At 61.2% G+C, this 23,260-nt stretch carries 17 protein-coding genes and 2 pseudogenes; 2 read left to right on the plus strand and 17 right to left on the minus strand.

Features of this window, described 5'->3' with window-relative positions; genetic code table 11:
• Nucleotides 1-18 precede the first annotated feature (18 nt).
• The 10 genes and pseudogenes from CAF76_RS00590 to CAF76_RS28980 form a co-directional block, all read right to left on the minus strand.
• On the minus strand, nt 19-2,796 hold the full coding sequence (locus tag CAF76_RS00590; protein ID WP_085646462.1) for a malto-oligosyltrehalose synthase: 2,778 nt from the start codon (nt 2,794-2,796) through the stop codon (nt 19-21).
• Complete coding sequence (gene malQ / locus CAF76_RS00595; RefSeq protein WP_085646463.1) at nt 2,793-4,871, minus strand: 4-alpha-glucanotransferase; 2,079 nt, start codon at nt 4,869-4,871, stop codon at nt 2,793-2,795. Before malQ ends, CAF76_RS00590 begins: the two co-directional genes overlap by 4 nt.
• Nucleotides 4,868-6,670, minus strand: coding sequence for a malto-oligosyltrehalose trehalohydrolase (treZ, locus tag CAF76_RS00600; protein ID WP_039768135.1), 1,803 nt, complete (start codon nt 6,668-6,670; stop codon nt 4,868-4,870). Before treZ ends, malQ begins: the two co-directional genes overlap by 4 nt.
• Nucleotides 6,671-6,688: 18 nt before the next feature.
• Entirely contained in the window at nt 6,689-8,275 is a 1,587-nt protein-coding gene (glgA, locus tag CAF76_RS00605; RefSeq protein WP_039768136.1) for a glycogen synthase GlgA, read from the minus strand.
• Nucleotides 8,276-8,804: 529 nt separating this feature from the next.
• Nucleotides 8,805-9,758 (minus strand): D-2-hydroxyacid dehydrogenase family protein, encoded by a 954-nt coding sequence (locus tag CAF76_RS00610; protein ID WP_085646464.1) that lies wholly within the window; start codon nt 9,756-9,758, stop codon nt 8,805-8,807.
• 13 nt (nt 9,759-9,771) lie between these two features.
• Nucleotides 9,772-10,797 carry an alpha/beta fold hydrolase gene (locus CAF76_RS00615; protein ID WP_085611706.1) on the minus strand — a complete coding sequence of 342 codons (1,026 nt, stop codon included), beginning with the start codon at nt 10,795-10,797 and terminating at the stop codon, nt 9,772-9,774.
• An 85-nt stretch (nt 10,798-10,882) separates the two neighbouring features.
• Nucleotides 10,883-11,317: a YqaA family protein gene (locus tag CAF76_RS00620; protein WP_085646465.1), complete on the minus strand. Its 435-nt coding sequence runs from the start codon at nt 11,315-11,317 to the stop codon at nt 10,883-10,885.
• Nucleotides 11,317-11,763 carry a DUF411 domain-containing protein gene (locus CAF76_RS00625; protein WP_007957572.1) on the minus strand — a complete coding sequence of 149 codons (447 nt, stop codon included), beginning with the start codon at nt 11,761-11,763 and terminating at the stop codon, nt 11,317-11,319. Before CAF76_RS00625 ends, CAF76_RS00620 begins: the two co-directional genes overlap by 1 nt.
• Before the next feature lie 164 nt (nt 11,764-11,927).
• A pseudogene (locus CAF76_RS28975) lies at nt 11,928-12,449 on the minus strand (methyl-accepting chemotaxis protein); the annotation flags it as partial.
• A 339-nt stretch (nt 12,450-12,788) separates the two neighbouring features.
• Nucleotides 12,789-13,919: pseudogene (locus tag CAF76_RS28980) on the minus strand (cache and HAMP domain-containing protein); the annotation flags it as partial.
• A gap of 381 nt (nt 13,920-14,300) precedes the next feature.
• Between CAF76_RS28980 and CAF76_RS00635 the strand changes: the two are divergent.
• Complete coding sequence (locus tag CAF76_RS00635) at nt 14,301-14,834, plus strand: hypothetical protein (protein WP_064596317.1); 534 nt, start codon at nt 14,301-14,303, stop codon at nt 14,832-14,834.
• Nucleotides 14,835-14,874: 40 nt separating this feature from the next.
• Here the strand turns inward: CAF76_RS00635 and CAF76_RS00640 are convergent, their stop codons facing one another.
• The 6 genes from CAF76_RS00640 to CAF76_RS28685 form a co-directional block, all read right to left on the minus strand.
• A complete protein-coding gene (locus tag CAF76_RS00640) occupies nt 14,875-15,792 on the minus strand; it encodes a GNAT family N-acetyltransferase (RefSeq protein WP_085646467.1) in 918 nt (305 codons plus the stop codon).
• On the minus strand, nt 15,792-17,081 hold the full coding sequence (locus CAF76_RS00645) for a phenylacetate--CoA ligase family protein (RefSeq protein ID WP_085646468.1): 1,290 nt from the start codon (nt 17,079-17,081) through the stop codon (nt 15,792-15,794). Before CAF76_RS00645 ends, CAF76_RS00640 begins: the two co-directional genes overlap by 1 nt.
• Nucleotides 17,065-19,509, minus strand: a complete 2,445-nt coding sequence (locus CAF76_RS00650; RefSeq protein ID WP_085646469.1) for an aldehyde dehydrogenase family protein — start codon at nt 19,507-19,509, stop codon at nt 17,065-17,067. Before CAF76_RS00650 ends, CAF76_RS00645 begins: the two co-directional genes overlap by 17 nt.
• 1 nt (nt 19,510) lies before the next feature.
• Nucleotides 19,511-20,641 carry an acyl-protein synthase gene (locus tag CAF76_RS00655; RefSeq protein WP_085646470.1) on the minus strand — a complete coding sequence of 377 codons (1,131 nt, stop codon included), beginning with the start codon at nt 20,639-20,641 and terminating at the stop codon, nt 19,511-19,513.
• Nucleotides 20,641-21,900, minus strand: coding sequence for an MFS transporter (locus CAF76_RS00660; RefSeq protein WP_085646471.1), 1,260 nt, complete (start codon nt 21,898-21,900; stop codon nt 20,641-20,643). The genes CAF76_RS00655 and CAF76_RS00660 overlap by 1 nt, the downstream gene beginning before the upstream one ends.
• A gap of 262 nt (nt 21,901-22,162) precedes the next feature.
• Nucleotides 22,163-22,303 (minus strand): hypothetical protein, encoded by a 141-nt coding sequence (locus CAF76_RS28685; RefSeq protein ID WP_178076145.1) that lies wholly within the window; start codon nt 22,301-22,303, stop codon nt 22,163-22,165.
• A gap of 157 nt (nt 22,304-22,460) precedes the next feature.
• On the opposite strand from CAF76_RS28685, the gene CAF76_RS00665 reads away from it, so the two are divergent.
• Nucleotides 22,461-22,649 (plus strand): hypothetical protein, encoded by a 189-nt coding sequence (locus CAF76_RS00665; RefSeq protein WP_085646472.1) that lies wholly within the window; start codon nt 22,461-22,463, stop codon nt 22,647-22,649.
• A gap of 18 nt (nt 22,650-22,667) precedes the next feature.
• Here the strand turns inward: CAF76_RS00665 and CAF76_RS00670 are convergent, their stop codons facing one another.
• A complete protein-coding gene (locus CAF76_RS00670; protein WP_085611698.1) occupies nt 22,668-23,045 on the minus strand; it encodes a fe2+ zn2+ uptake regulation protein in 378 nt (125 codons plus the stop codon).
• Nucleotides 23,046-23,260: the final 215 nt, after the last annotated feature.

Consider the following 23,260-nt stretch of genomic DNA (forward strand, 5'->3'; position numbering starts at 1 on the left):
TGAACTGAACTCATGCTGCTAGACGTGTTGGATAAGCAGATTGACCGGGAAATCCCCCAGCGCGGCGCTGACCTGCAGCTCCCTGTTTTTTGTGACTGCGGTGCTCGAAAAAAGTCCCTTCGGATTTTCGTCAGAGGTGTCGAACGGTAAAACCACCCGCGTATCGCCCCAACGCAGCGCGTCAACCATCGGCACAGCACTGTTTTCCAGCAAGGTTGCGCAACGGATCGGCACGATCACGATGATCCGTCGCTCCCCATGCTCGCGGGCAAGCGCGAGCACGTTGTGCGCCTGGCTGCCCAGCACCTCGAGGGCCTGGTACGAACCCTGGCGAAACAACTCGGTGTGGTCGGCGCGCAGACGCAGCACCTCGGCGATCAATGCTTGCTTGATTCGCCCGTCGCGCCAGTTCGCCAACAGTTCCTGAACCGGCCCGGGTGCCTCCAGCGCCTGCTGCCTGGCGGCGTAGTCCACTGGCCGGCGGTTGTCCGGGTCGACCATGCTGAAGTCCCAGAACTCGTTGCCTTGATACAGATCCGGCACTCCCGGCACCGTCATGCGCAGCAAGGTTTGCGCCAGACCGTTGAGGGCGCCGGCGGCGGCGATGCTGTTGACGGTCTTGGCCAGCGCTCCGCGCAGCAGTTCGCCTTCAGGAGCCAGCAGTAATTGTTCGGTGAACGCCTGGGCTGCGTTTTCGTAGGCTTCGTTCGGCGCGCTCCAGCTGCTTTGCAGCTTGGCTTCGCGCAGGGCTTTCTGCTGCCACTGCCAGACACGTTTGGCGTAATCGGCGAAGCCCGCCTGATCGTCGTCACGCAACTCCAGCGGCCAACTGCCGAGCAGCGCCTGATAAAGGATCAGTTCGTCCGCAGACGACGGCAGCTGATCGTCATGGCGCAGCGGTCGGGCGAGGGCGCGCCACAGCTCGATCTGTTCGGCGTACCAATGGCTGCGCTCGCTGAGCACGGCCAGCCGCGCGCGGGTGTCTTCCCCGCGTTTGTGGTCGTGGGTGGCGGTGGCCAACAGATTGTCGGGAAAGCTCTCCAGACGTTGCAGGTTCACCGCGTGAAAGTCGCTGACCGGCGCACTGAACTGCTCGGTGTTGTAGCCGACGTCATTGCGCGACAGCAGCACCGCCGAACGATACAGCGCGGTGTCTTCCACCGCTTTGGCGGCGGCCGGCGAAGTGAGCTGTTGAAAGCGCACGCAGGCATGGCGCAGGATTTTGCGCGAGCGCCCACGGGGTTTGCGCCGCCATGGCTGACCACCGAGCCAACCGGCTACGGAGTCCAGCACTGGCCAATCGGCTTCGCTCAATGTCTGCCGTGCACCGTCCATGGCCTGCTGGAAAAACACCTCGTCCCGGGCCGAGCGGCCCATCGGGGTGATGTAGGTGCGATAGACCGGGAAGTGCACGATCAGCGCCTGCAACACCCGGCGGATCGAGCCGAGCGTGAGGTCGCGGGTCATCAGGTCGTCGCGTGCCACTTGCAGCAGGGCCTGGGCGACGCTTTCGCAATCGCTGGCCAGCGAGCCGTTGAGGATCTGCTGGCGCGCCAGTTGGGCTTCTTCGATGAACGCGGCGGGGCGCTCGGTACGGCGTTGCCACAAGTCACCGAGCACGTGTTCGCCGTCCGGGTCGTGTTGCAGTAGCGATAGCTGGTTCATGAATTCGTAACCGGTGCTGCCGTCCACGGCCCAGTCGGTGGGCAGGGTTTCGCCGTCGCCGAGAATCTTCTCGACGTAGATCGGCAAGTGCCGGCCCGGCGCCAGGTGATCGAGGCGGCGGCGCAGCTTGCGGCAGTAACCGCGTGGGTCGGCGAGGCCGTCGATGTGGTCGATGCGCAAGCCGTCGATCATGCCCTCGCCGATCAACTGGAAAATCTTGCCGTGGGTGGCCTCGAACACTGCCGGACGCTCGACCCGCAAACCGCCGAGTTCGTTGATGTCGAAGAAGCGCCGCCAGTTGATGTCATCCGCTGCCGTGCGCCAGCTCGCCAGACGATAACTTTGCCGCTCCAGTAATTGGTGCAGACGCTGAAAACCGTCTTCGGTCTTCGAATCGTAGTGCGTCAGGTTGCGCTCAATGGCCTGCAGAATCTGCGGGTCGCTGGCCAGTTGCTGAAGTTCTTCCTTGAGCGGAATCGCCAGCGCGCGAGCGTCGGTCTGATAACTGAGCGCGCTGAAACGTTCAGCGAGGGCCCTGAGGGCTTCGTTCGGTGTGTCAGCGGACCTGAGCAGTTCGCCGTAGTCGCCGGGGCAGATGGGGAAGTGATGCTCGTAATGCTCGACGTGAAAGGTGCCGCTCTCGGCGTTGAACACCAGCGGCAGAGTCGCGTCCTGCAACGCGACGCCATAGTCACTGCCGAGAAACGGCAACAGCAACTGGCCTTCCATCAATGGGTCGGGCGAGTGCCACTGAATGTCGAAGAACTCGCCGTAGGGGCTGAGCCGTCCCCATTCCAGCAGATCGAGCCACCACGGGTTGTCCCCGCCACCGACTGCCATGTGATTGGAGACGATGTCGAGGATCAGCCCCATGCCGTGCTCGCGCAGGCTGGCGACCAGACGACGCAAGGCTGGCTCGCCGCCAAGTTCCGGATTGACCCGGGTCGGGTCGACCACGTCGTAGCCATGCATCGAGCCGGCGCGCGCGGCCAGCAGCGGCGAGGCATAAATGTGGCTGATGCCGAGTCGAGAGAAATACGGCACCAGCGGCACCGCCTGATCAAGGGTGAAACCGCGATGAAATTGCAGGCGAACCGTGGCGCGCAGTGTCGGGATAGGCAATGAACTCATTGGTCACGCTCGGCTGCTTGAAGGCGGGCACACGCCAATAGTTCCAGGCGTCTTGCGGCGTCTACACCGTCGAGCAGTGTCTCACTGGTGGCCGGCAAGCGGCGCGACCAGTTCGGGTGGGTGTCGATGGTGCCGGGCAGGTTGGCCTGTTCGTCGAGCCCCAGCGCATCTTCCAGTGGCAACAGCACCAGCGGCGCGCGGGTGTGGCCGAGGAAACGCACAGCGGCGTCGACCACCTGATCGGCCTCGTGGGATTCCTCGCGAAAGTTCTGCGGATCCTGGCTCAAGGCACTGCGCAGGCCTTCACGCTCGCGTTCGCGGTAACGGCGCCAGTCGATTTCGCCGTTGGCATCGACCAGCCCGAGCCGCGCGTTCCAGTCGATGTCGCGGCCATGCCACCAGCCGTTGAGCGTCGGCAGATCGTGGGTGCTGGTAGTGGCCAGTGCGTTGTCCGGCCAGTCGAGGATCGGTTTGAAATGGGTGTTGTCCTGTTCGAACAACAGCACGCGCATGCCGAGCATGGCGCGGGCGATCAGTTTCTCCCGCAGGCCGTCGGGTACGGTGCCGAGGTCTTCACCGAGCACTATCGCTTGATGACGATGGGATTCGAGGGTCAGCAGACGCAGCAAGTCGTCCACCGGGTAATACAGGTACGCACCGTCTGCCGGGGCGGAACCGTTGGGGATGACCCATAACCGTTGCAGGCCCATGACGTGGTCGATGCGCAGCCCGCCGGCGTGGGCGAAGTTGGCGCGCAGCATCTCGATAAACGCGCGAAAACCGTTGCGCACCAGGCCTTCCGGGGAAAACGCGGAAATACCCCAGCCCTGTCCGGAGCGATTGAGAATGTCCGGCGGCGCACCGACGGTCAGCGAGGCAAGCAGTTCGTCCTGAAAACTCCAGGCCTGGCTGCCGGCGCCGTCGGCACCCACCGCCAGGTCAGCGATCAGGCCGATGCCCATGCCGGCGCTGCGAGCGGCGGTCTGGGCGCGCTCCAGGCAGCGGTGGATCAACCATTGGCAGAACGCGAAGTAGCTGATGCGCTCGGCGTATTCCTCGGCAAATGCGCCGAGCGCTGCGCCGCGCGGGTCGTGCCAGTGTTCCGGCCATTCGCGCCAGTCGAGGCTCTCGCCACGGGCGGCGCGCATTTCCTGGATGGCTTCGAAGCGGCAGTGGTTTTCCAGCGCTTCACCGCCGGCATCGCGGAAACTGGAGAAGTCGGCGTGCAACGGGTGTTCGCCGCTGATGAAACCGTCGTACAAGGCTTGCAGGAGTTTCAATTTGGCTTCGGCCGCTTTCGGCCAGTCGACCAGTTTCAGGTCTTCCAGTTGCTTGAACTGGTCGGTCAAGCCGGCGGCGTCAATCGCATCACGCAGCGCGCGCTCGCCGAGGATGGTCCCCGGTGCGGCATACAGCGGATTGAGAAACAGCCGACTGGACGGCGAGTAAGGGCTGTAGCGCCCGGTGTCGGCGCTGAACATCGCGTGCAATGGGCTGATCGCCAGTGCATCGGCACCCCGTTCGCCGGCCACCCGGGCCAGTTCTTCCAGGGCCTGGGTATCGCCGAAACCGCCATCGCCAGGGCGACGCAAACCATAAAGCTGCACGCTCAGGCCCCAAGCGCGCGGGATCGGACTGTCCACCGCGTCGCCCACGCTGAAGCAGCGTTCCGGCGCCACGGCCAGGGTGAATTGCTGATCGGCGATGTGCACTTGCTGATAGCCGACCGGAATCTCTCCGGGCAGTATCGACTCCGCATCAAGCCGCAGGCTCAAGCGCGAGCCATCTTCAAGGTGAATCTCACAAGGGGTTTCTGGTTCGAAATAGCGGGCCAGATCCAGGCCCTTGCCGAGATCGGCAGTAAGCAGTGGCGGCAGTTGGCGATTTTCCTGTACCTGCTGCAGTTCAAGCAGGCTGGCGTCGATTTCCTGGGCAGTGCCGGCCGGGTGGCCGAGACCGATCAGCACATTGCGAAGCACGGCCGGGGCGACTTTTTGGGCTCGCCCGTTGGCGTCGATCCAGTCGACGGCAAGGCCGGCTCGGCTGGCGAGAATTTCCAGTTGCGCATCGCTCATAGGCGCTCTCCATCCAAGGGGGGCAAAGGGGTTGCGGCCGTGAGGCTGACGAGCGCGCAATACGGGGGCAGAAGGCCCTTATCCGACATCTCGGCAGCGGGGGGCTGTTGAAACAGCCACACCGCGCCGGTCCGTGGAGGGTTGACCACTGCCGTCCCGCTGAGGTTCAGGTCAATTCGCAACTCACTGCCATCGCCCAGACGCCAGCGTGCGCTGACCGCACCACGGCCCAGCATTTGCGCGCCAAGGGCCTGGGTGCCGGACAGGTTCGGGATGATGTAGCGGTGACGCAATTGCAGCAGGTGACGATAGAGCTCATTCGTTGCCTGCTGGCGCGGTGTGCCATTACCGGACCGCGTTGGCCGCGAGGCGTGGAAGGTCGATTCGGCGTTGGGGTCGGGTATCCGTTCGCGCTTATGCGGGTCGGTGAACGCACTGAATGCAGCGAACTCGTTGCGACGGCCTTCTCGTACCTGTTTCGCCAGTTCGCCGTGGTGGCTGGTGAAGAACAGAAACGGTTGCTCGGCGGCATATTCATCGCCCATGAACATCAGCGGAATCATCGGCGACAGCAACAGCAGCACCGTCGCCGCCTCGAGCGCGCGCGGATCGGCCAACTGATGCAGGCGCTCGCCGAAGGCACGGTTGCCGATCTGGTCATGGTTTTGCAGAAACAGTACGAAGGCAGTGGACGGCAGATGCTCGCTCGGTTCGCCGCGTGGTTCGCCGTGGCGGGTGATATGCCCCTGAAACACGAAGCCCTGGCTCAGGCAGCGGGCCAGTTGTTCGGTCGGTTGCAGAGCGTAGTCGGCGTAGTAGGCATCGGTTTCGCCCGTCAACAACACATGCAAAGCGTTATGGCCGTCGTCATTCCATTGGGCGTCGTAATTTTCTTCCAGCAGGCTCGATTGGTTGAGTTCGTTCTCGACGGTCAACCATACATGACGGGCAGGGTCGACCTGTTGGCGGACACGCTGCGCCAGTTCGGGCAGGAAGTCCTGACTTTCTATTGCATGGACGGCATCCAGGCGCAAACCGTCGAAACGGTATTCCAGCAGCCACATCAGTGCGTTTTCGACGAAGAAGTCCCGCACCTCACGACGGCGAAAGTCGATGGCCGCGCCCCACGGGGTGTGTTTGTCTTCGCGGAAAAAGCCCTTGGCGTAGCGATGCAGGTAGTTGCCGTCCGGACCGAAATGGTTGTAGACCACGTCGAGAATCACCGCCAGACCGTGGCCATGGGCGCTGTCGATCAGATGCTTGAGCTGTTCCGGAGTGCCATAGGAGGCTTGTGGCGCAAAATGCAGTACGCCGTCATACCCCCAGTTGCGATAGCCGGGGAATTGTGCGATCGGCATCAGTTCGATAGCGGTGATGCCCAGGGCGGCCAGTCGGGCCAGATCCTTTTCGACCTCATCGAATCCGCCTAGCGCACCCACATGCAACTCGTAGATCACCGCTTCATTCCACGGCCGACCTCGCCACGTTACGTGTTGCCATGGATAGGCGTGGGGATCGACCACCACGCTGTGACGGTCGATATCACCGTCCTGCGCCCTGGAGGCCGGGTCGGGCACCTCCAGTTCACCGTCGATGTTGAAGCGGTAGCGGCTGCCGGCAGGGCAGCGGGTCTTGATGACAAACCAGCCATCGCCCTGGGGCAGCATAGGCAGCGACTGGCCGTTGCCCAGCTCGACGCTGACGTAAAACGCATCCGGCGCCCACAGCGCAAATTGTGTGTGGTCGGCATCCAGCATGATCGCGCCGTGGGGCCAGCTTTCAGGTGTCCGTGACGGCATTGTTGTAAAGCTCCCTGGTTATTTGTGGTGCGTTTTTCCCAGCGACTTGGCCACCAGTTGTTCGTAGAGTTCGGCGTAGGGTTCGACCGCCTTGCACCAGTTGAATGGCGCGGCCATTGCCCGGCAGCGCATGGCGTTGAGCAGTTCGGGAAAGGCAAATACCTTGAACGCGCGGCTCAGGGCTTCGCGGTAGCTGTCGGCGGTCGATTCGTTGAACAGGAAACCGGTGACACCGTTTTCGATGGTGTCGGCCAGCCCGCCGGTGTTGCGCGCGACCGGCAACGAGCCGAAACGCTGGGCGTACATCTGGCTCAGACCGCACGGTTCATAACGCGACGGCATCAGCAGGAAATCGCTGCCGGCGAACATCCGCCGGGCGTCGGTTTCGTTGAAGCCGATGCGCACGCCGATCTGGCCGGGGAAGCGCAGCGCCAGTTCGCGCATGGCTTGTTCTTCTTCCGGCTCGCCACGGCCGATGATTGCGATCTGGCCACCGTTCTGCACGATGTATTCCGACACCGCCTCGGTCAGGTCGAGGCCTTTTTGATAGACCAGCCGCGAGACCACGGCAAACAGCGGACCTTCCGATTGTTCTAGGCCGAACAGTTCGCGAACGTGGGCGGCATTGACCGCTTTGCCTTCCCAGTCGCCGATGGCGAACGGTGCGAACAGGTGCGGGTCGGTGGCGGCGTCCCAGCTTTCATCGATGCCGTTGGGGATGCCGCTGAGCAAACCTTGCTGGGTCTTGGCGGCGAGAAAACCGTCGAGACCGCAGCCGAAATCCGGTGTGGTGATTTCCTGCGCGTAGGTAGCGCTGACCGTGGTGATATGGCTCGAATAGGCCATGCCGGCCTTGAGGAACGACATTTTGCCGTAGAACTCCATGCCTTCCTGTTGCAGGGCATGGGCGGGAATCCCGAGTTCCGGGCACGAGCCCAGGCTGGTCACGCCTTGATAAGCGAGGTTGTGAATGGTGAACAGGGTCGGCGTGCGTTGCCCGCGCCAGTGCATATAGGCAGGCGCGAGACCGGCCGGCCAGTCGTGGGCGTGCACCAGATCCGGGCACCAGTGGATTTGCGCGAGGTTGGCGGCGATATCAGCAGCGGCCAGACCTAGGCGAGCGAAGCGAATGTGGTTGTCCGGCCAGTCGCGACCATTGTTGGCGCCATACGGGCCACCGTCACGGGCGTAGAGTTCAGGGCAGATCAAGACATAAATGACCAGACCGTCGGGCATGTCCATGCGCCCGATCTTGCAGGGTGGCAGTGCAGCGTGGCCACCCAGTTCGCCGATGATGTGGATCGGATTTTCGCTGTTCATGACCTGCGGGTAACCCGGGATCAATACCCGCACGTCATGCAGATGTGCCATCGCGCGGGGCAGGGCGGCAGAAACGTCTCCCAGACCGCCGGTTTTCACCAGATCGGCGATTTCCGAGGTCACGAACAACACTTTTTTCTTGTTGGGGTTCTGACTGGCTATCGGCGTCAGTGTCTTGGTGATCGGGACGCTGATCGATCGGCTGCCGGGAACGCTTAAAGTGCTCGATTCACCCATCGGCTGATGAGCCCGTTCTCCCTGAATTTCCAATGCCGCACTGATCATATGAATCTCCCGTCTTTTTGATCTGATTCTTGTCTTGAACATGCGATGTCCATGGCCAGGTCCTGTGGCCGGGCGCAAACACGCCACGCATGAGTGAGCAAATCGCTACCCAACACGTGCAAGCAGAATGGGTGAGGGGGCCATTGCAAGACTTGAACCAGTCGCTTTGGCCCTGCCTATCAGATGACCCGCCGCGATCTGCAAAAGTTTCGACGAATTTTTGACTTTGTGACCGGCCGGTTTTACCCCGCGAAAACCAGTCTAGGCCAGATCCTAGAGCGGGCCAGGGCAATTGGATGAATTGTTCGACAATCTGTTGCAGGCTCACGAAATCCGTGGCTTCGGGAGGGGGTGCGCCCCGACGAAGTGCATGTCTGGCGGGTTCGGTGACGCAAAATGGTGACCGACCAGTCACGATTTCGGGCGCCGGGAAAGTGCGGGCGCACTGTTGCGGTGCGGACAGTTGTGTTGGCGGGCAGGCAGTGGGTGCTGCTTCGCGGGCAGGGATTGCCCGCGAAGGCGAGATGACTTAGTTAAGCAGGCGGATAGGTTCCCCGGCTGACCACCCTTGAATGTCTTCGATCATCTGCGAAAAGAACAACTCATAGTTCTGGCGGCTGACGTAGCCGACATGAGGCGTGGCCAGCACATTGTCGAGGGTGCGAAACGGGTGCAGTGCCGGCAGCGGTTCCTGATCGAACACGTCAAGGGCCGCACCGCCGATACGCTGTTTCTGCAAGGCCTTGATCAGCGCCGCTTCGTCGACAATCGGCCCGCGCGCCGTGTTGACCAGCAGGGCGGTCGGCTTCATCCAGTCCAGCGCCTGGGCATCGACCAGGCCCCGGCTGCGATCGCTGAGCACCAGGTGCACCGACAGCACGTCAGCCTGTTCGAACAATTGCTGCTTGCTGACATAAGTGACGCCAGCCTGTTCGGCGCGTTCGGCGGTGAGGTTTTCGCTCCAGGCGATGACGCGCATGCCGAACGCCTGACCGAACTGCGCCACCCGCTGGCCGATGCTGCCGAGCCCGAGGATGCCCAGTGTCTTGCCGTGCAGGTCGCCGCCCAGACCTTGCTGCCACTGGCCGGCGCGCAGGGCGTTGGCCTCGTTCAGCAGATTGCGGGTGGCGGCCATGATCAGCGCCCAGGTCAGTTCCGGCGCTGCGTGTTTGTAGCTGTCGGTGCCGCAGACCTTGATCCCGAGGCGGGCCGCGGCCGGCATATCCAGCGCCGCGTTACGCATGCCGCCGGTGACCAGCAGCTTCAGGTTCGGCAAGCGTTTGAGCAGGTCTTCGTCGAAGCGCGTGCGTTCGCGCATCACGCAGATCACTTCGAACCGGCCCAGACGTTCGGCCAGCGTGGCGTTGTCCGCCGGGTACTCATGGACGAAGGTGACTTCGCCGAGACTGTCGAGCACCGACCAGTCGACTACGCCCCGCGCGACGTCCTGCCAGTCATCGATCACCGCAATCTGCACCGCCATCAGCGTTACCTCTTCAACGAACGGGATTGGTTTTGTCCAGCCAGCCCAGCAGTGCCTCGTGGAACTTCGCCGGCTCTTCCATCTGCGGGGCGTGGCCCATGCCGGGGAATTCCACCAGCGTGGACTGAGGAATCAGTTTCGCCACCTGCTTGCCCAGCACCTCGTAGTGACCGATTTTCGCCTTCACTTCGGGCGGCGCGATGTCCTTGCCGATGGCGGTGGTGTCGGAGGTGCCGATCAGCAGCAGGGTCGGCATCTTCAAATCCTTGAACTCGTAGTACACCGGCTGGGTGAAGATCATGTCGTAGATCAGCGCCGAGTTCCATGCGACCTGAGTCTTGCCCGGACCGTTGCTCAGGCCGGCGAGCATGTCCACCCAGCGGTCGAATTCGGGTTTCCAGCGGCCGTCGTAATAGGTCGTGCGTTCGTAGTCGCGAATGCCCTGAGCGGTGACTTTCAATTCGCGCTGATACCACTGATCGACGCTGCGATACGGCACACCAAGGGCTTTCCAGTCTTCCAGGCCGATCGGGTTGACCAATGCCAGTTGCTCGACTTGATCCGGGTATTGCAACGCGTAACGGGTGGCGAGCATGCCGCCGGTGGAGTGGCCGAGCAGGGTGGCCTTCTGGATGCCCAACGCCTTGAGTAATTGCTGGGTGTTGGCCGCCAATTGCTGGAAGGTGTACTGGTAGTGATCGGGTTTGCTGGAGGTGCAGAAACCGATCTGATCCGGGGCGACCACCCGGTAACCGGCTTCGCTGAGGGCCTTGATCGAACTGTCCCAGGTCGCGCCGCAGAAATTCTTGCCGTGCATCAGCACCACGGTGCGCCCGTTGGCCTTGCCGTGGGCGGCGACGTCCATGTAACCCATCTGCAGCGATTTGCCCTGAGACTGAAAGGCAAAGTGCTTGAGGGTGTAGGGATACTCGAAACCCTGCAATTGCGGGCCGTATTGCGGGCCTTCGGCGTGAGCGAGCAGGGGCAGGGCGGCGGTCAGCAGCAGGCCGGGCAGCCAGCGGGTCAGCGATACGGACATAGGACAACTCCACAAGAAATCGGCCGATGCTGGAACGGCCGGATTAGGGCGACGTTAAACACAGGCAATCCCCGGGCCCGATCGTTCAACCGAGCCAGCCGAGGGTGAGCATCGCCAGCACCCCGTAGCGGGCGCCTTTGGCGAGGGTGACGATCAACAGAAATCGCCCGAGAGGTTCGCGCATGACCCCGGCGATCAGCGTCAGCGGATCGCCAATGACCGGGAGCCAACTGAGCAGCAACGACCAGTGACCGTAACGCTGATAGTGAACGCGGGCTCGCTCCATATGCCTGGGGCTGACCGGAAACCAGCGCCGGTCCTGAAAGCGTTCCAGCCTGCGCCCCAGCCACCAGTTCACCAGCGAACCGAGGACGTTGCCCAGCGTCGCCACGGCCAACAGCCCCCAAAGCCAATAGCGCTCGCTGACCAGCAGCCCGACCAGCACGGCTTCCGATTGCAGCGGCAACAGCGTCGCCGCACCAAACGCGGCCACAAACAGCCCGAGATAACCCGCCGCCATCAATGGGCCGGGTAATCCGCCACCACCACATCGGCACCGTCTTTCTTCAGGCCGATCACTTGATACGCATCGCTCATGCCGTCCATTTCCATGCCCGGTGAGCCCATTGGCATGCCCGGTGCGGCAACGCCCAGCAGGTCGTCACGCTTGCTCAGGGCCAGCACCTGTTCCGCCGGTACATGGCCTTCGACGAATTTGCCGTTGATGATTGCCGTGTGACAGGACGCCAGACGTGGCGGTACGCCGTGTTGCTGCTTGAAGCTGCTCATGTCGCTTTCGACGTGGTCTTCGACCTTGAAGCCATTGGCTTCCAGATGACTGATCCATTTTTTGCAGCAGCCGCAGTTGGCGTCGCGGTGGACTTCGATCGGAATAAGGTCGGCTGCTTGCGCCAGGGAGGAGATGAACAGGGCGCTCAGGGCGGCCAGACGCAGATGGTTTCGCATGGAGGGCTCTCGGCTTAGAGGAGAAACGGTCAAAAAAGGAAGGCATTTTGACCGGTTTTTCCTGCCGGGCATCAACGGAGTGTTTCCAAGTGATACGAGGCAGGCCTGCCAACATGATCGTAGATCAAAGCTGACAGGCCACTGAGCGCAAGATGACAAAACGGTCAGCGAACCTTGAACCGCCCCATGATCGCGCTGACCCGGCTGTTGGCTTCCAGCAACTGGCGGGTGTTGAGTTCGCTGGCCTGACCGCTTTCCACCAGCTCATCAACCATGTGGCGGATCTGCACCATGCTGCGGTTGATCTCCTCGGTGACCGCGCTTTGCTGCTCTGCAGCGGTAGCGATCTGGGTGCTGAGGCTGTTGATGTGGCTGACCGAACCGGCCATCTCGTCGAGGCCACTGTTGACTCGCGCCGTGGCATCGGCGGCCGACTGGCAACTGGCCTGGGTGTTTTCCATGGCGCTGACCGACGAGCTCACGCCCTGGGTCAGACGGCTCAACATCTCGTTGATTTCCGAGGTGCTGGCCTGGGTGCGGGCGGCGAGGGCACGCACTTCGTCCGCCACCACTGCAAAACCGCGACCCTGTTCACCGGCCCGCGCTGCTTCGATGGCGGCGTTGAGCGCCAGCAGGTTGGTCTGGCCGGCAATGGCGCCGATCACGCCGAGGATTTCGGTGATGCGCTGGGCGTCCTGCTGCATGCTTTCGACCTTGTGCGTGGCGCTGGCCACTTCGTCGATCAACGCCACCACGCTGCTTGACGCTTCGCCAACCACCACGCGCGAGCGGTCGGCGTTTTCATTGGCGCGTTGGGTGAAGGCGGCGGTTTCAGCGGCATTTTGCGCGACGCTTTCGGCGGTCGAGCTCATTTCGTTGATCGCGGTAACCGTCTGGTCGGTTTCCGAAGCGTGGCGCAGCAGAATCTGGCTGGTGTGCGCCGAGGTGCGTTGCAGGTTGTCGAGGCTTGAGGCCATGGCGCCGGTGGCCTGGGTGACCTCGCCGATCATGTTCTGCAGGTAGGCGATGAAGGTGTTGACCGAGTGCCCGATGGCGCCGAGCTCATCTTCAGCGCGGATGGTGATGCGCCGGGTCAGGTCGGCATCGCCGCTGGACAGCGAATCGATGTTGGCTTTCAGCGCTTTCATGCGCGAAACCAGTTGGCGAATCGCGTAGACCTGCAGCAGCACCAGCAGGATCACCAGCGGAATCTGCAACAGGCTCAGGCTGCTGAGCACGTCATCACGCTGGGCGGTGAGCATTTTGGTCGGCAGCGCGGTGGCGAGGAACCACGGGGTGCCTTCGATCGGGCGCATGAAGAAGGTGCTGGCTTCACCGTGATTGTCGAATTCGACGCGCTGCGCCTGCTCGCGGTTTTGCAGCCCGGCCTTGACCTGGCTGGCGAAGGTCGAGCCACCGGCCAGTTCGCTGATGTTCTTCAGCACGATCGGCCCGCTGATGCGCGAGCTGTTGCTGATGATCTTGCCGTCGGCCTCGACGATCAGCATTTCGGCGTTGAGGTCTTTTTCCTTGCGCGCCACCAGATCGTTGAAGAAGCCCAATGTCACGTCGATGGTCGAGACGCCCCAGGCGCTGCCGTTTTTCTGGATGGCCATGGCGCAGTTGGTGCGCGGTTCGGCGCTGGCGTCATCTTTATAGGCAGCGGCCCACGCGCATTGGCCGCGCGGGGTCTGCATGCCGCCCTTGTACCAGCTCTGGTCGTAATAGTTGGGGGCTGCGTCGCTGTTCCAGAAGGTGTTTACCGCCAGTTTGCCGGAGGCGTCGCGGTGCCAGAACGTACTGAACTTGTTGCGTCCGGCCTCACGCTGGCCGGGCAACGGCCAGATGCCGCCGCCGAATACTTTGAGCTCGCCGTATTGATCCACCAGCCCCGGCAACACGGTGTCGATGGCTGCGCTGTCGAGCAGCGGGATGGTCTGGGTGATGCTGCGCTGTTGCGCCTGGACCTTGTTCAGTTCGCCCTGGATCTGCTCGGCCACTTCAGCAATGCGATTGAGCACCACCTGTTCTTCGGTATGGCGCAGCTTGGGCGCAACCAGCTGGCTGATGCCAACCACGGTCAGCACCGACAACAACAGAATGAACAGAACCAGAAACAGCGTGTAGCGAGCCTGAATGGTGCGGAATGCGGGCATGGAAACCGGTCCTTGAGCAGGGATTCTTATTGTGGGCAAGGGGAAAACAGCGCGGGTTTCCTAACGTATCGTCGCGACATCGGGAAGCTTTAGGTACTTGCGTCCTAAAAGATGCAATCCCGACCGATGGAACGTATCCGGCCTGATACACGAGAACTAACTGTCCCGAACATTAGAGCGATAAACCCACTTTCATCACATTGTCATGAACGCTCTGGTCCCGTATTTCCGAGCTGTTACCGGTTTGTATCGTGAATGTACGAAAATTGTAAAAAAGTGCAGAAAGGAGTTGGTGCCATTAGTTTGCCGGCCGATACTCCGGGCAACTCAAAAGTCGTCCAACAAGGAATTTTTCATGTTTTCCTCGCAAGGAGCCTGCACATGACTATCGGCTATACCGGTGCCTGGCAACCCAAGGCGGGTTTGCTGGTTCGAGACACAGGAAGCTCGAGCAAACCGGTTTCCCAAAGCGTGAAGGTCAAGCAGATGCTGGCTCTGGTCGGCAACGACCCCAACGCAATCAGCATCGCCGAGATGGACAAGCAGGGTCTGCACAAGAACATCAAGGGTTTCGATCCCACCAACGTTTCGGCCAAACAATTGGGCAGCCTCAGTGCAATGCTGCGCAGCCGTGGCCTGATTTCCGAAGTCACGTCCATTACGCTGCTCAACGCCGGCGACAAGTTTGATCGCTTCGGCATTCAGAAGGATCCGGACGCCAAGTTCAATGCGCTGGAGTACTTCGCGACGCAACTGGATACCATCCAGAACAACAATCTCAAGGGCAACAAGTACGCCAATACGTTGATCCCCGAGTACAAGAAAGCCATCTATGTGCTGCAGAATCTGCAGACCTACGGTCAGGGTGGGGAACGCAAGCCTCCTACCGACAAGGGTGTCAGCGCCAAGGCGTGATCAGGCAGGCCCGCCCCGGCAACGGAGCGGGCCTCGTCGTTTACGCAGCCTTGAGTTTGCGCCGTCGCGTGTCGTCCTGCAGAACCTGCATGCGCGGGCAGTGCAATGTCAGCGGTCCTGGTTGAAATCCGCGATGAAACAACGCCAGCCATCCAGAGCCTTTTTCATCGGGTGCCAGCCCGGTGAAGGTGAAGTCCATGGTCGACAACTGGCGCCAGGCACTATCGAAACCCTGCGCGAGTCTGAGCCTGATCGAAATCAGCCAATGGTCCGGCAACTGCTGCAATTGCTTGAGCAATCCGTCGTCAAGCGCCTCCAATACGCAGTCATAGCGCCCCCAACGCTGATCCAGTTGGATGGGGTCGCCGACCCAGGGTGATGGGTTGTCCCGTGTCCCGAACATTTCGACCATCTGCTGCATGAATTCGCGGCAGCCATCCGGCCATGCGAGGCTTGGCAACGGTCGCTGGTATCCGTCGATCTGGAGATAGCCGAGCACCAACGACTCCGGCACCGGTTCGCCAAAGGGCGAAGGGGCATGATCGGGTAGCAGCCCGGTGTTGTGAAACCCCAGACGGGCGGCCATCCGTTGCGTGTAGAGATGATGGGTCATCTGCTTGATCGTCACGCCGTGGCATCCGAGCGCCTGGGCATGAATCAGTAATTGTCGGCTCAGTCGGGTGGCCACGTTCTGGCCACGGCTCTGTGGATCCACCACGCTCAATGCAAGTTCGGCGATGCGCGACTCCTTGTCGCGAATCAATGCCGCGTGTCCCAGAATCCGCCCCTGCGACACCGCCACCAATGAATGCCAGCGACCGCCGACATGGTTCTGCGTAATCATGCGCGGCAGGTAAACATGGGGCTGAGCGTATTGGTTGCCGTAGACCTTTCTGAAAAGCTGGCTGACGGCACGGGCGTCGCTGTTACGGTAACTGCGCAGGATCAGGGTTTCCATCAACGGTCCTCCCGGTGCAGATTGTCGTATACCCGCAGATCGACTACACGCTGCTGTTTACCTGACCGTGGATGGCGTGACAGTGACTGAATCGTGCAGCGCCGGATCTGCAATTCGAGCAAATGCCCGGTGCTCAACTCTTCGATCAATGGATAGGCTTCGATCAACGCACGGTGCAGTAACCGGTCTGCCTGCTCAGCCATCGCAGACAGGGCATCCGGTACCCAGCGCAGGCACAGAATATCCCTTGTGCCTTCCTGTTCGATCACCAGTTGCCAGTCTTCACTGCCGGTAATCCGCTGTACGGTTTGGCCGATGGCCTGAGGCAGGAGGGTCAGTATGCCGACACGAACCCGCTGACTGTCGGCACAGCGTCCCATCAACGCGAATTTGCGCCGGGGAACATTACCGGGCTCTCGCCAACAGGCGCGATCGCCGACCGGATAGCGAATCAACGGCATCAAGCGACGGGTCATGTTGGTCACCACCAGTCGTCCCACCCGGTTGCACCCGTCAATCACCTCTCCGGTTTCTTCGTCGAGAATTTCCAGCACGCTATGGTTGTCCGCCGCATGATGTTCGCCCAACGCGCAATCCCGTTGACTGGCGCCGATGAAACCGGCGTCGACACTGGCATAGCCGAGAGACGCAATGCGCGCACCGGGAAAGACACGCCCCAATCGTCGCAGTTGTGCCGGAAAGAGACTTTCCCCGGCGTAGAGCAGGGTTTTCACGCCCTCGAGTACCCGCCCGTGCTGTTCCAGCCAGGCCGCGAAGGTCAGCAAATGGGCGGGCAGTCCGGCCAGCACATTGATTCGGTGCCGAACGACGGCATCGGCGAGGATGAGCGAGTCGACATGACCGGTGAACGGAAATTCGACAATGTCCGTTTCCACCTGTGCCAGCGCATCGTGGGTGAAGATGAAACTGGCGTAGAGGTCGCCAGCGAAAAACAGGTTGGCGATGCGGTCTCCCGCGCTCAACTGCCCGCCGAGACTGCGACCGAAGTCCGCTACCAGTGTTTGCCATTCCTTGCGCTGAAAAACCGAAAATTTGCCGGTGCTGGTGGTTCCTCCTGTCTTGAATACCAGTGCGTTTTCCAGAGAATCGGTCAGTACAGGCCAGAGGTCGAGATCCTGGCTGCCTTCCCAGTAGGCAGCGGGATCGATCACCGGCAATTCAGCCAGCGAAGTGACGTGCTCGGGCACATCAGCGAAGTGGCCTGCGTAAAAGCTTGAATGGCGACGGGCAAACGCCACGAGCTCGTTCAACTCAATCCTTGTGTTCATGTTGCATTCCTTGCAAGTCAGTGGGCGGGACCACGCTACGGTTGTCGATCACCTGCGGCGTCTTTCCGCTGTGTTTGTTTCGGGCGAACTGATCGATCGCACAGTGTTCTGCGTCCACCGTCAGCAGTCCCGTGCGGATGAGGGTCGCCAGCGTCGGGTAATCCAGCAGGCGGTCATGAACTTCGCGGGCGGGCAGCGAACTGCGAAACCGCATCCGCTCCAGCCCATCGGGTGCGTGCTCCAGGACCAGCTGGAACTCGACCTGCAGATGCCGAGCCAGTGTTTCCAGACAGATAAAGTCCGTGCCGATGCGCAGCAGCCGGCCGTGACGTTGCAGCAGCTCGAAGCGTGGAGCCGGCAGCCCGCATGGACAACGGCCGGGTATCCAGCGGCCGCTGTCGCCAAGGTCGTATCGCTGAACGTCCTGGCCTTGCCGTTCTATCGAGGTGAACACCAGACGGCCGATTTCATCGCCATTCACCGGCTGATCGGCTTCAAACGCGACGATTTCCAGGTGTTGAATAGCGCTCATCAGGTGGAATACGCCATCAGACGTTGCCGGGCAGGCATGGCCGAGTGGTCCGGCGTCGACGCTGCCGTAAATGGCCGAACGGATCAGCCTGACGCCGCAGCTGCGCATCAACGCAAGGCTCTGTTCGCCGGGATGCTCACCGCCGAGAAAGACCTTTTCGATGCCGCCATAGTCACGCAATCGTGACTGCTCGTTTAGAAACAGACGATGCAGGGTGCTCGGCATGCCGACCAGTGTGGTGACGCGTTGTTCGATGATCAAACGGGCGATTTCGCGGTAATCGTCATCGGCGGGCGCGCCCATCGGCAGATGAGTGACACCCAGTAGCTCCAGCACTTTGGAAAAGCTGAAGAAGCCGCCATACAGCCCTCCACTGAAGAACAGGTTCATCACCCGATCCCGGGCCGGGTCAAGGCCTGCCGCAAACAGCCCATCGGCGGCTGCGCGCATCTGCCGTTCAAAATCACGGTAACTGAAACCCGACAACACCGGAACGCCGCTGCTGCCCCCGGAGCGGAAGTACAGGCGGGCCGCCGGATTGATCGGTCGGGTGACAAACGTTTCCTTGTTCATGATCGGGCGAGCTGCGATGCACGGCGGTGCCGGTAGCGGATCAAGCGTGGCACAGGTAGACAGCGTCGCAACCGGCAGGCTGACCGACACCCGCCGACTCAGGCGCTGCAAGGCATAGACACCGTCGTGAGGTTCGCCCTCGTAACCTTCGTGAATCGATTCAACGGGGGCGATTCGCGTGACGCCTGCTGCGATCAGCATCTGCGAAAGTTCTGCTGTCTCGTGTTCGGAGCAGATCAGGGCGCAGCTTTGCAGCATGTTTCGCCAAGGCACGAGCGCCTCGATGACTTGCGTTCGTGGCAGTGGTTTGAGCAGCACACTGCGAAACAGCGGCGAGGGCGCGAGTTGCTGGTCATGCGTCCAGATCACCCGCCAGCCCGGTGCTTTCCAGACATGTCCGGGGGGGCCGACAAAACTCTGGGTCAACTGCGCGATCGCCGTGTCTGTAGTGATTTGCGACGCCTCTTGAAGTGACGGCATCAAGGCCGGCCAGTGCTGGGCCCGACGTTCCAACGCCTTTGCCAGGCCCGCGCCGATGATGCGCAGAACAGCTTCGTCATCGCTGTCCACCAGCAGCCATTGCGGGCTGGAACAGGCCTGTTGGTCGAGACGACAGACTTCATCCGCCACCGCGTCCAGCGCCTCTGGCGAGGCGGTCTCGGGAGTCAGGTAAACAAAACTGATCCGATGACCCCAGTCGATCCAGCGACAGCCGGCCGGGATCTGTCGGCGGATGGATTGAAGCGCCGATTCGCCGCCCCAGGCTGAAATGCCGTTGGCGCGTTCGCAGAGTTGGCCGATTTGCTCGGTCGTTGCTGGTATGACCGCGACGTGTCCTGCGATCTGGCCGGTGGCGTCGCACTGAGTCAGCGCATGGAGCAAGCGAGCGGTCAGGCCCTGATCACTGCTGCTGGGACGCAGCCAGTTGACGTTGCCGGCCAGCAGGCTTTCGATCACGGCGCAGAAGGCCAGCAGCGGCGCATTGCCAGGGGTGATGTGCACCACCAGACCCAGCGGGCTCCAGCGTTCGAAGTGCGACTCGCGATAGTCGATGCGGCGCAAGGCATCCGGTTGCTCCCCCAGCTCACGTTGCAGTTTGTGCTGCAGGGCATCAGGCTGGCAGAACTCAATCAGGGATTGACGGTGTTCAGGTTCAAGAGGCAGATCCGGATCGTGCAGTCGGGTGGAGAAAACCGCGACCGCATCGAGGACTGTCCCACGCTGGAGTGCCGTGCCCAGTCGCTGTGGCAGGTCCAGATGAAGTTGCTCCAGTGCGGCGTCGAGCCGGTAGTCGGGGTGAAGCTGTCCATTGATCAGATACATGTCAATGCCTCCCCAGCAGTTCAGCGGCGGCCAGGGCGCAGCTTCTGCCGGCCGTGGTCGCGGCGCGGCCATGCAGTTCGAACCAGTCTGCAGATAGACCGCAGCCACAGCTGGCGCCTGGATGCAGGGTGGCCAGATCGCTCATGACCACGGCGTGGGCCGGACTCGATGAAATGTAGGGCGAGACGAAACTCAGCAAGCCTTGACGGCCATACGGCAGAACCGTGAAGTCGGACGGATTGCGCACGAAGACCTGCGAATAGACGGGCACATGGAAATGATGATGAGCACATTCAAGGTAAGGCACCGGATGCTCGACCGCGCCGTAACCGTCACGGCAGCGAGAGACCTCAAGGCCCAGTTGTCGGTGCATGCGCTCGTACAGTTGCTGACGGGGAATCTCCTGCGCGGCATGGGTTTTCCAGCCACCCCCGAAGAGCGCCAGCGAGTCCGGTGTCAGTTGCAGTTCGCGAACGCCGGTGGCCCGCATGCGTTCAAGGGTCTGCCAGAGAAAGGCGGGAAAGCCGAGAATCCGTACGGGCAAGCCTTCTTCGGCGAAGGATTGCAGGGCAACAATGACGCCGAAACTGTCGAACTCGTGGCCGCCGCCGGTACGGCGCAGGGCATAGGCCACTCGATTGACGGGGGCGAACCGACACAGGAACTGGTCGGTAAAGGAGGTTCCCAGGCTGATCGTCTCTTCCGGCTCATAGCTCAAAAGCAAGTAGTTGCACGGGGTTTGCGGGTTGTTCCAGCCATAATGGTGAAAGATGCGTTCGACCATGTACTGGGCGGCGCCCAGGCTGCGTTCGTCGTAACGCATGCGACTTTTCTGACCGCTGGTGCCTGAGGATGTCAGCTCCAACGCGTGGGTACCGGTGGGGCTGAGCAATAGGTGCTGCTTGAAAAAACTGGCGAAAATCGGCGGTAGACGCGACCAGTCGTCGAGTCTGTCCAGATTGTCCACGGTCAGCCCATTGGCGTTCAGCCAGCGTTCGTAGCCCGGGGTATGCAGGCTGTGGAAACGGCTGATCTCGACCATGGCCTGATCGAACAGCCCGTCCGGCACGGCGTCCGGGCAATAGGGTTGCGTCAACGCGCAGAGCTTGTCGCTGTGGGGGAAATGGAACATCAGACGTCCTTATCGTTATGGTGAACGGTCGGCCTTGCCGCAGCAGGCAAAAACCGGTTGAGCAGGGGCAGGCACAGCAGGCCGCCGACCGCGGCCCACAGCGCAAAGAAATCGAGGCGAAGGCCGCCGCCGATGGCGGCAATCAACGATCCACCGGCACCCATTACGGCAATCGAAATCATGCCGATCGCGGCCGAGACCAGTCCTTTGCTGTCATCGCTGCAAAACAGCGCCAGCCGATACAGGGCTGCGTTGCTCATGCCCAGCCCTACGGCGTACAGCGCGAGGCCGGCAATCAGTGCGGTGAGGGAGAGACCGGTCATGGCAACGGCCACCAGGGTCAGCAGCCCCAGGCAGTACGGCCACAGTGCCAGACGAATCAACTGCGGCAATTCACGTGTGGGCAGCAACCGGTCGAGAATCAGATTGCCGAGAATGACGGCTGAAAAGACCGGTATCTGCCACAGGGCATATTCCCGCGTTGTCAGCCCCAGTGACTGGATCAGCAACAGCGGTGCAAGACCGATCCAGGCGATCAGCGGCAGGCTCATCAGGCCAAGTGCAACGCAGGTCCCGAGAAAGTTTTTGTTGCGCGCCAACGCAAGGTATCGAACACCGATCTGGCGAAGGGAAAAGGCCATGGGCGGTTGCTGAGTGCCATCACGACGGACCACGCCGATGGTTTCGGGCATGCAGGCGTACAGTCCGGTCCATGCAAGTACGGCAACCAGGGCCAGGCCGAGAAACAGTTCGCGCCAGCTGAGCCATTCCAACAACAGACTGCCCAGCAGCGGACCGATCAGCGGCGAAAGCAGTGCAACATTGCCCAGCAGCGCCATCAGGCGCACCGCATCGGCTTCGCAGAATACTTCCTGAAGTGCGGGATAGCTGACAGCCACCACAAACCCCAGCCCCATGCCCTGGATAAGCCTCAATGCGTTGAAAACTTCAATACCGGGCGTAAAGACTGTCGCTGCACACGTTGCACCGAACAGTGCGCAACCGGCCAGCAACAGCGGGCGTCGGCCGAACCGGTCGGCAAGCGGTCCGATCAGCCATTGCAGGCACACACCACCGATCAGGTAGAGATTGAAGGCGTTGGGGATATGACGGGCATCGGCTTCAAGATCCCGAGTGACGGTCAGCATCGCCGGCATGACCATGTCGCTGGCCATGTAGGTCAGCCATTCGAACAGCATGATGGCGAGGCAGAAACCGAGCGCCTGCCGCGGCGAGAGATTGATGAGAGTTCTTTGCATACGCTTCCACGAGATTCGAGAGAGAGCGCAAAGGGTAGAGGCGGGGTCAGACTGTTCCTACGTCATTGCTGTGACGCTCTATGACGGGGGGTTGCGTGATGTTGCACAAGTCGGGATGCCTACTCGCAAGCGCGAATTGCCTGACAAGATAATGAATAGAGTCTTAAGAAAAATGCCCACATTCCTGTGGGCATTTCGGCTGACACTAAATCAGTTGTTGCATTTGAATGAATGGACGCTGGCATCCTTCTCGCGGCATGACTTAACGATGGTCGTAGTAGCCCGGACCTTGCGGCGCGTAGTGGCGATGATCGCCATGCCAGCCGCCGTGGGGAAAAATGATGCAGCCGCTCAGGGTGAGCAGTGCAAGGACAGGAATCAGCCAGGTGATTCGACGCAGCATTTCGAAAATCCTCATGGTTAAAGCCGCCTGAAGCCAAAGCTCTTCATCGGCTGTAACATGAGACCCCGTTTGCAGCGGCATATCCCCGTGAAAGGGTATGTGCATGGCATCGACGCCGATACAAACCCGATACATTCCAACGGTTCAGGAACCTGTAATGACCCAGAAGCAACGCTTGAAATATTCGATTCTGATCGCCCTCGCCGTACTGCTGATCATGCTCGGCCTGTCCTGGCTGCAAAACACCGGCAAGCTCAGCGAGCAAACATTTCAGTACATCGCCATCGGTGTGGCGGTGGTGGTTGTGGTGATCAACGGCGTGATGCGCCGCAAGGTCAAGCCCTGACGGCATCTGCCGGGCGCTTCAATCGTGGTTGAGCACGGCGGCAGCCTGGGGATGGAGGCTGTAGCTCTTGTCGTCGTTGAACGTGATGACACCTTCGGCGCACAGGCGTTTGAGGACTTCGCGCACGCTGAGAAAGGACAAGGGAATGTCCAGATCCAGCAACTGGCTGTGAACTCCCCGCACACCCAGACGACGGTCGTCCTCGGCGGCGACCAGCAGGGTGTCGATGACTTTGAGGCGAATCAGGCTGGTGCGCAGGCCGAAGCTTTTAAGCAGCATACGGATGCGTTCATTGCCGTGACGCTCGACCCGTTGCCCGAATACGTCGGCGTGTGAACCCATGGGCGCTCCTTGTGGGGTCTGGCTACCTTCCGATGGTAGGGGTGGGTTGTACATGCGATTACTCCTTTCAGAGCCTGATCAGGAAAGGTTTTTCGTGCTCTCTCTAAACAAGACGTTTCAGCCCGACAAATCATGAAGCGGAAAATGTAGAAAATTTGTCGTAGTTTTGTCTTTTCCCCGTGATTGCGGCATGAAACGGGTGTGTGACCGACTAAATTTTTTTCCCACGGCTTCGTTTTCTGGACAGACTCATTGCGCGTGACGCGTGG

It is taken from the genome of Pseudomonas sp. B40(2017) (assembly GCF_002112855.1).
GTDB classification, from domain to species: domain Bacteria; phylum Pseudomonadota; class Gammaproteobacteria; order Pseudomonadales; family Pseudomonadaceae; genus Aquipseudomonas; species Aquipseudomonas pharyngis.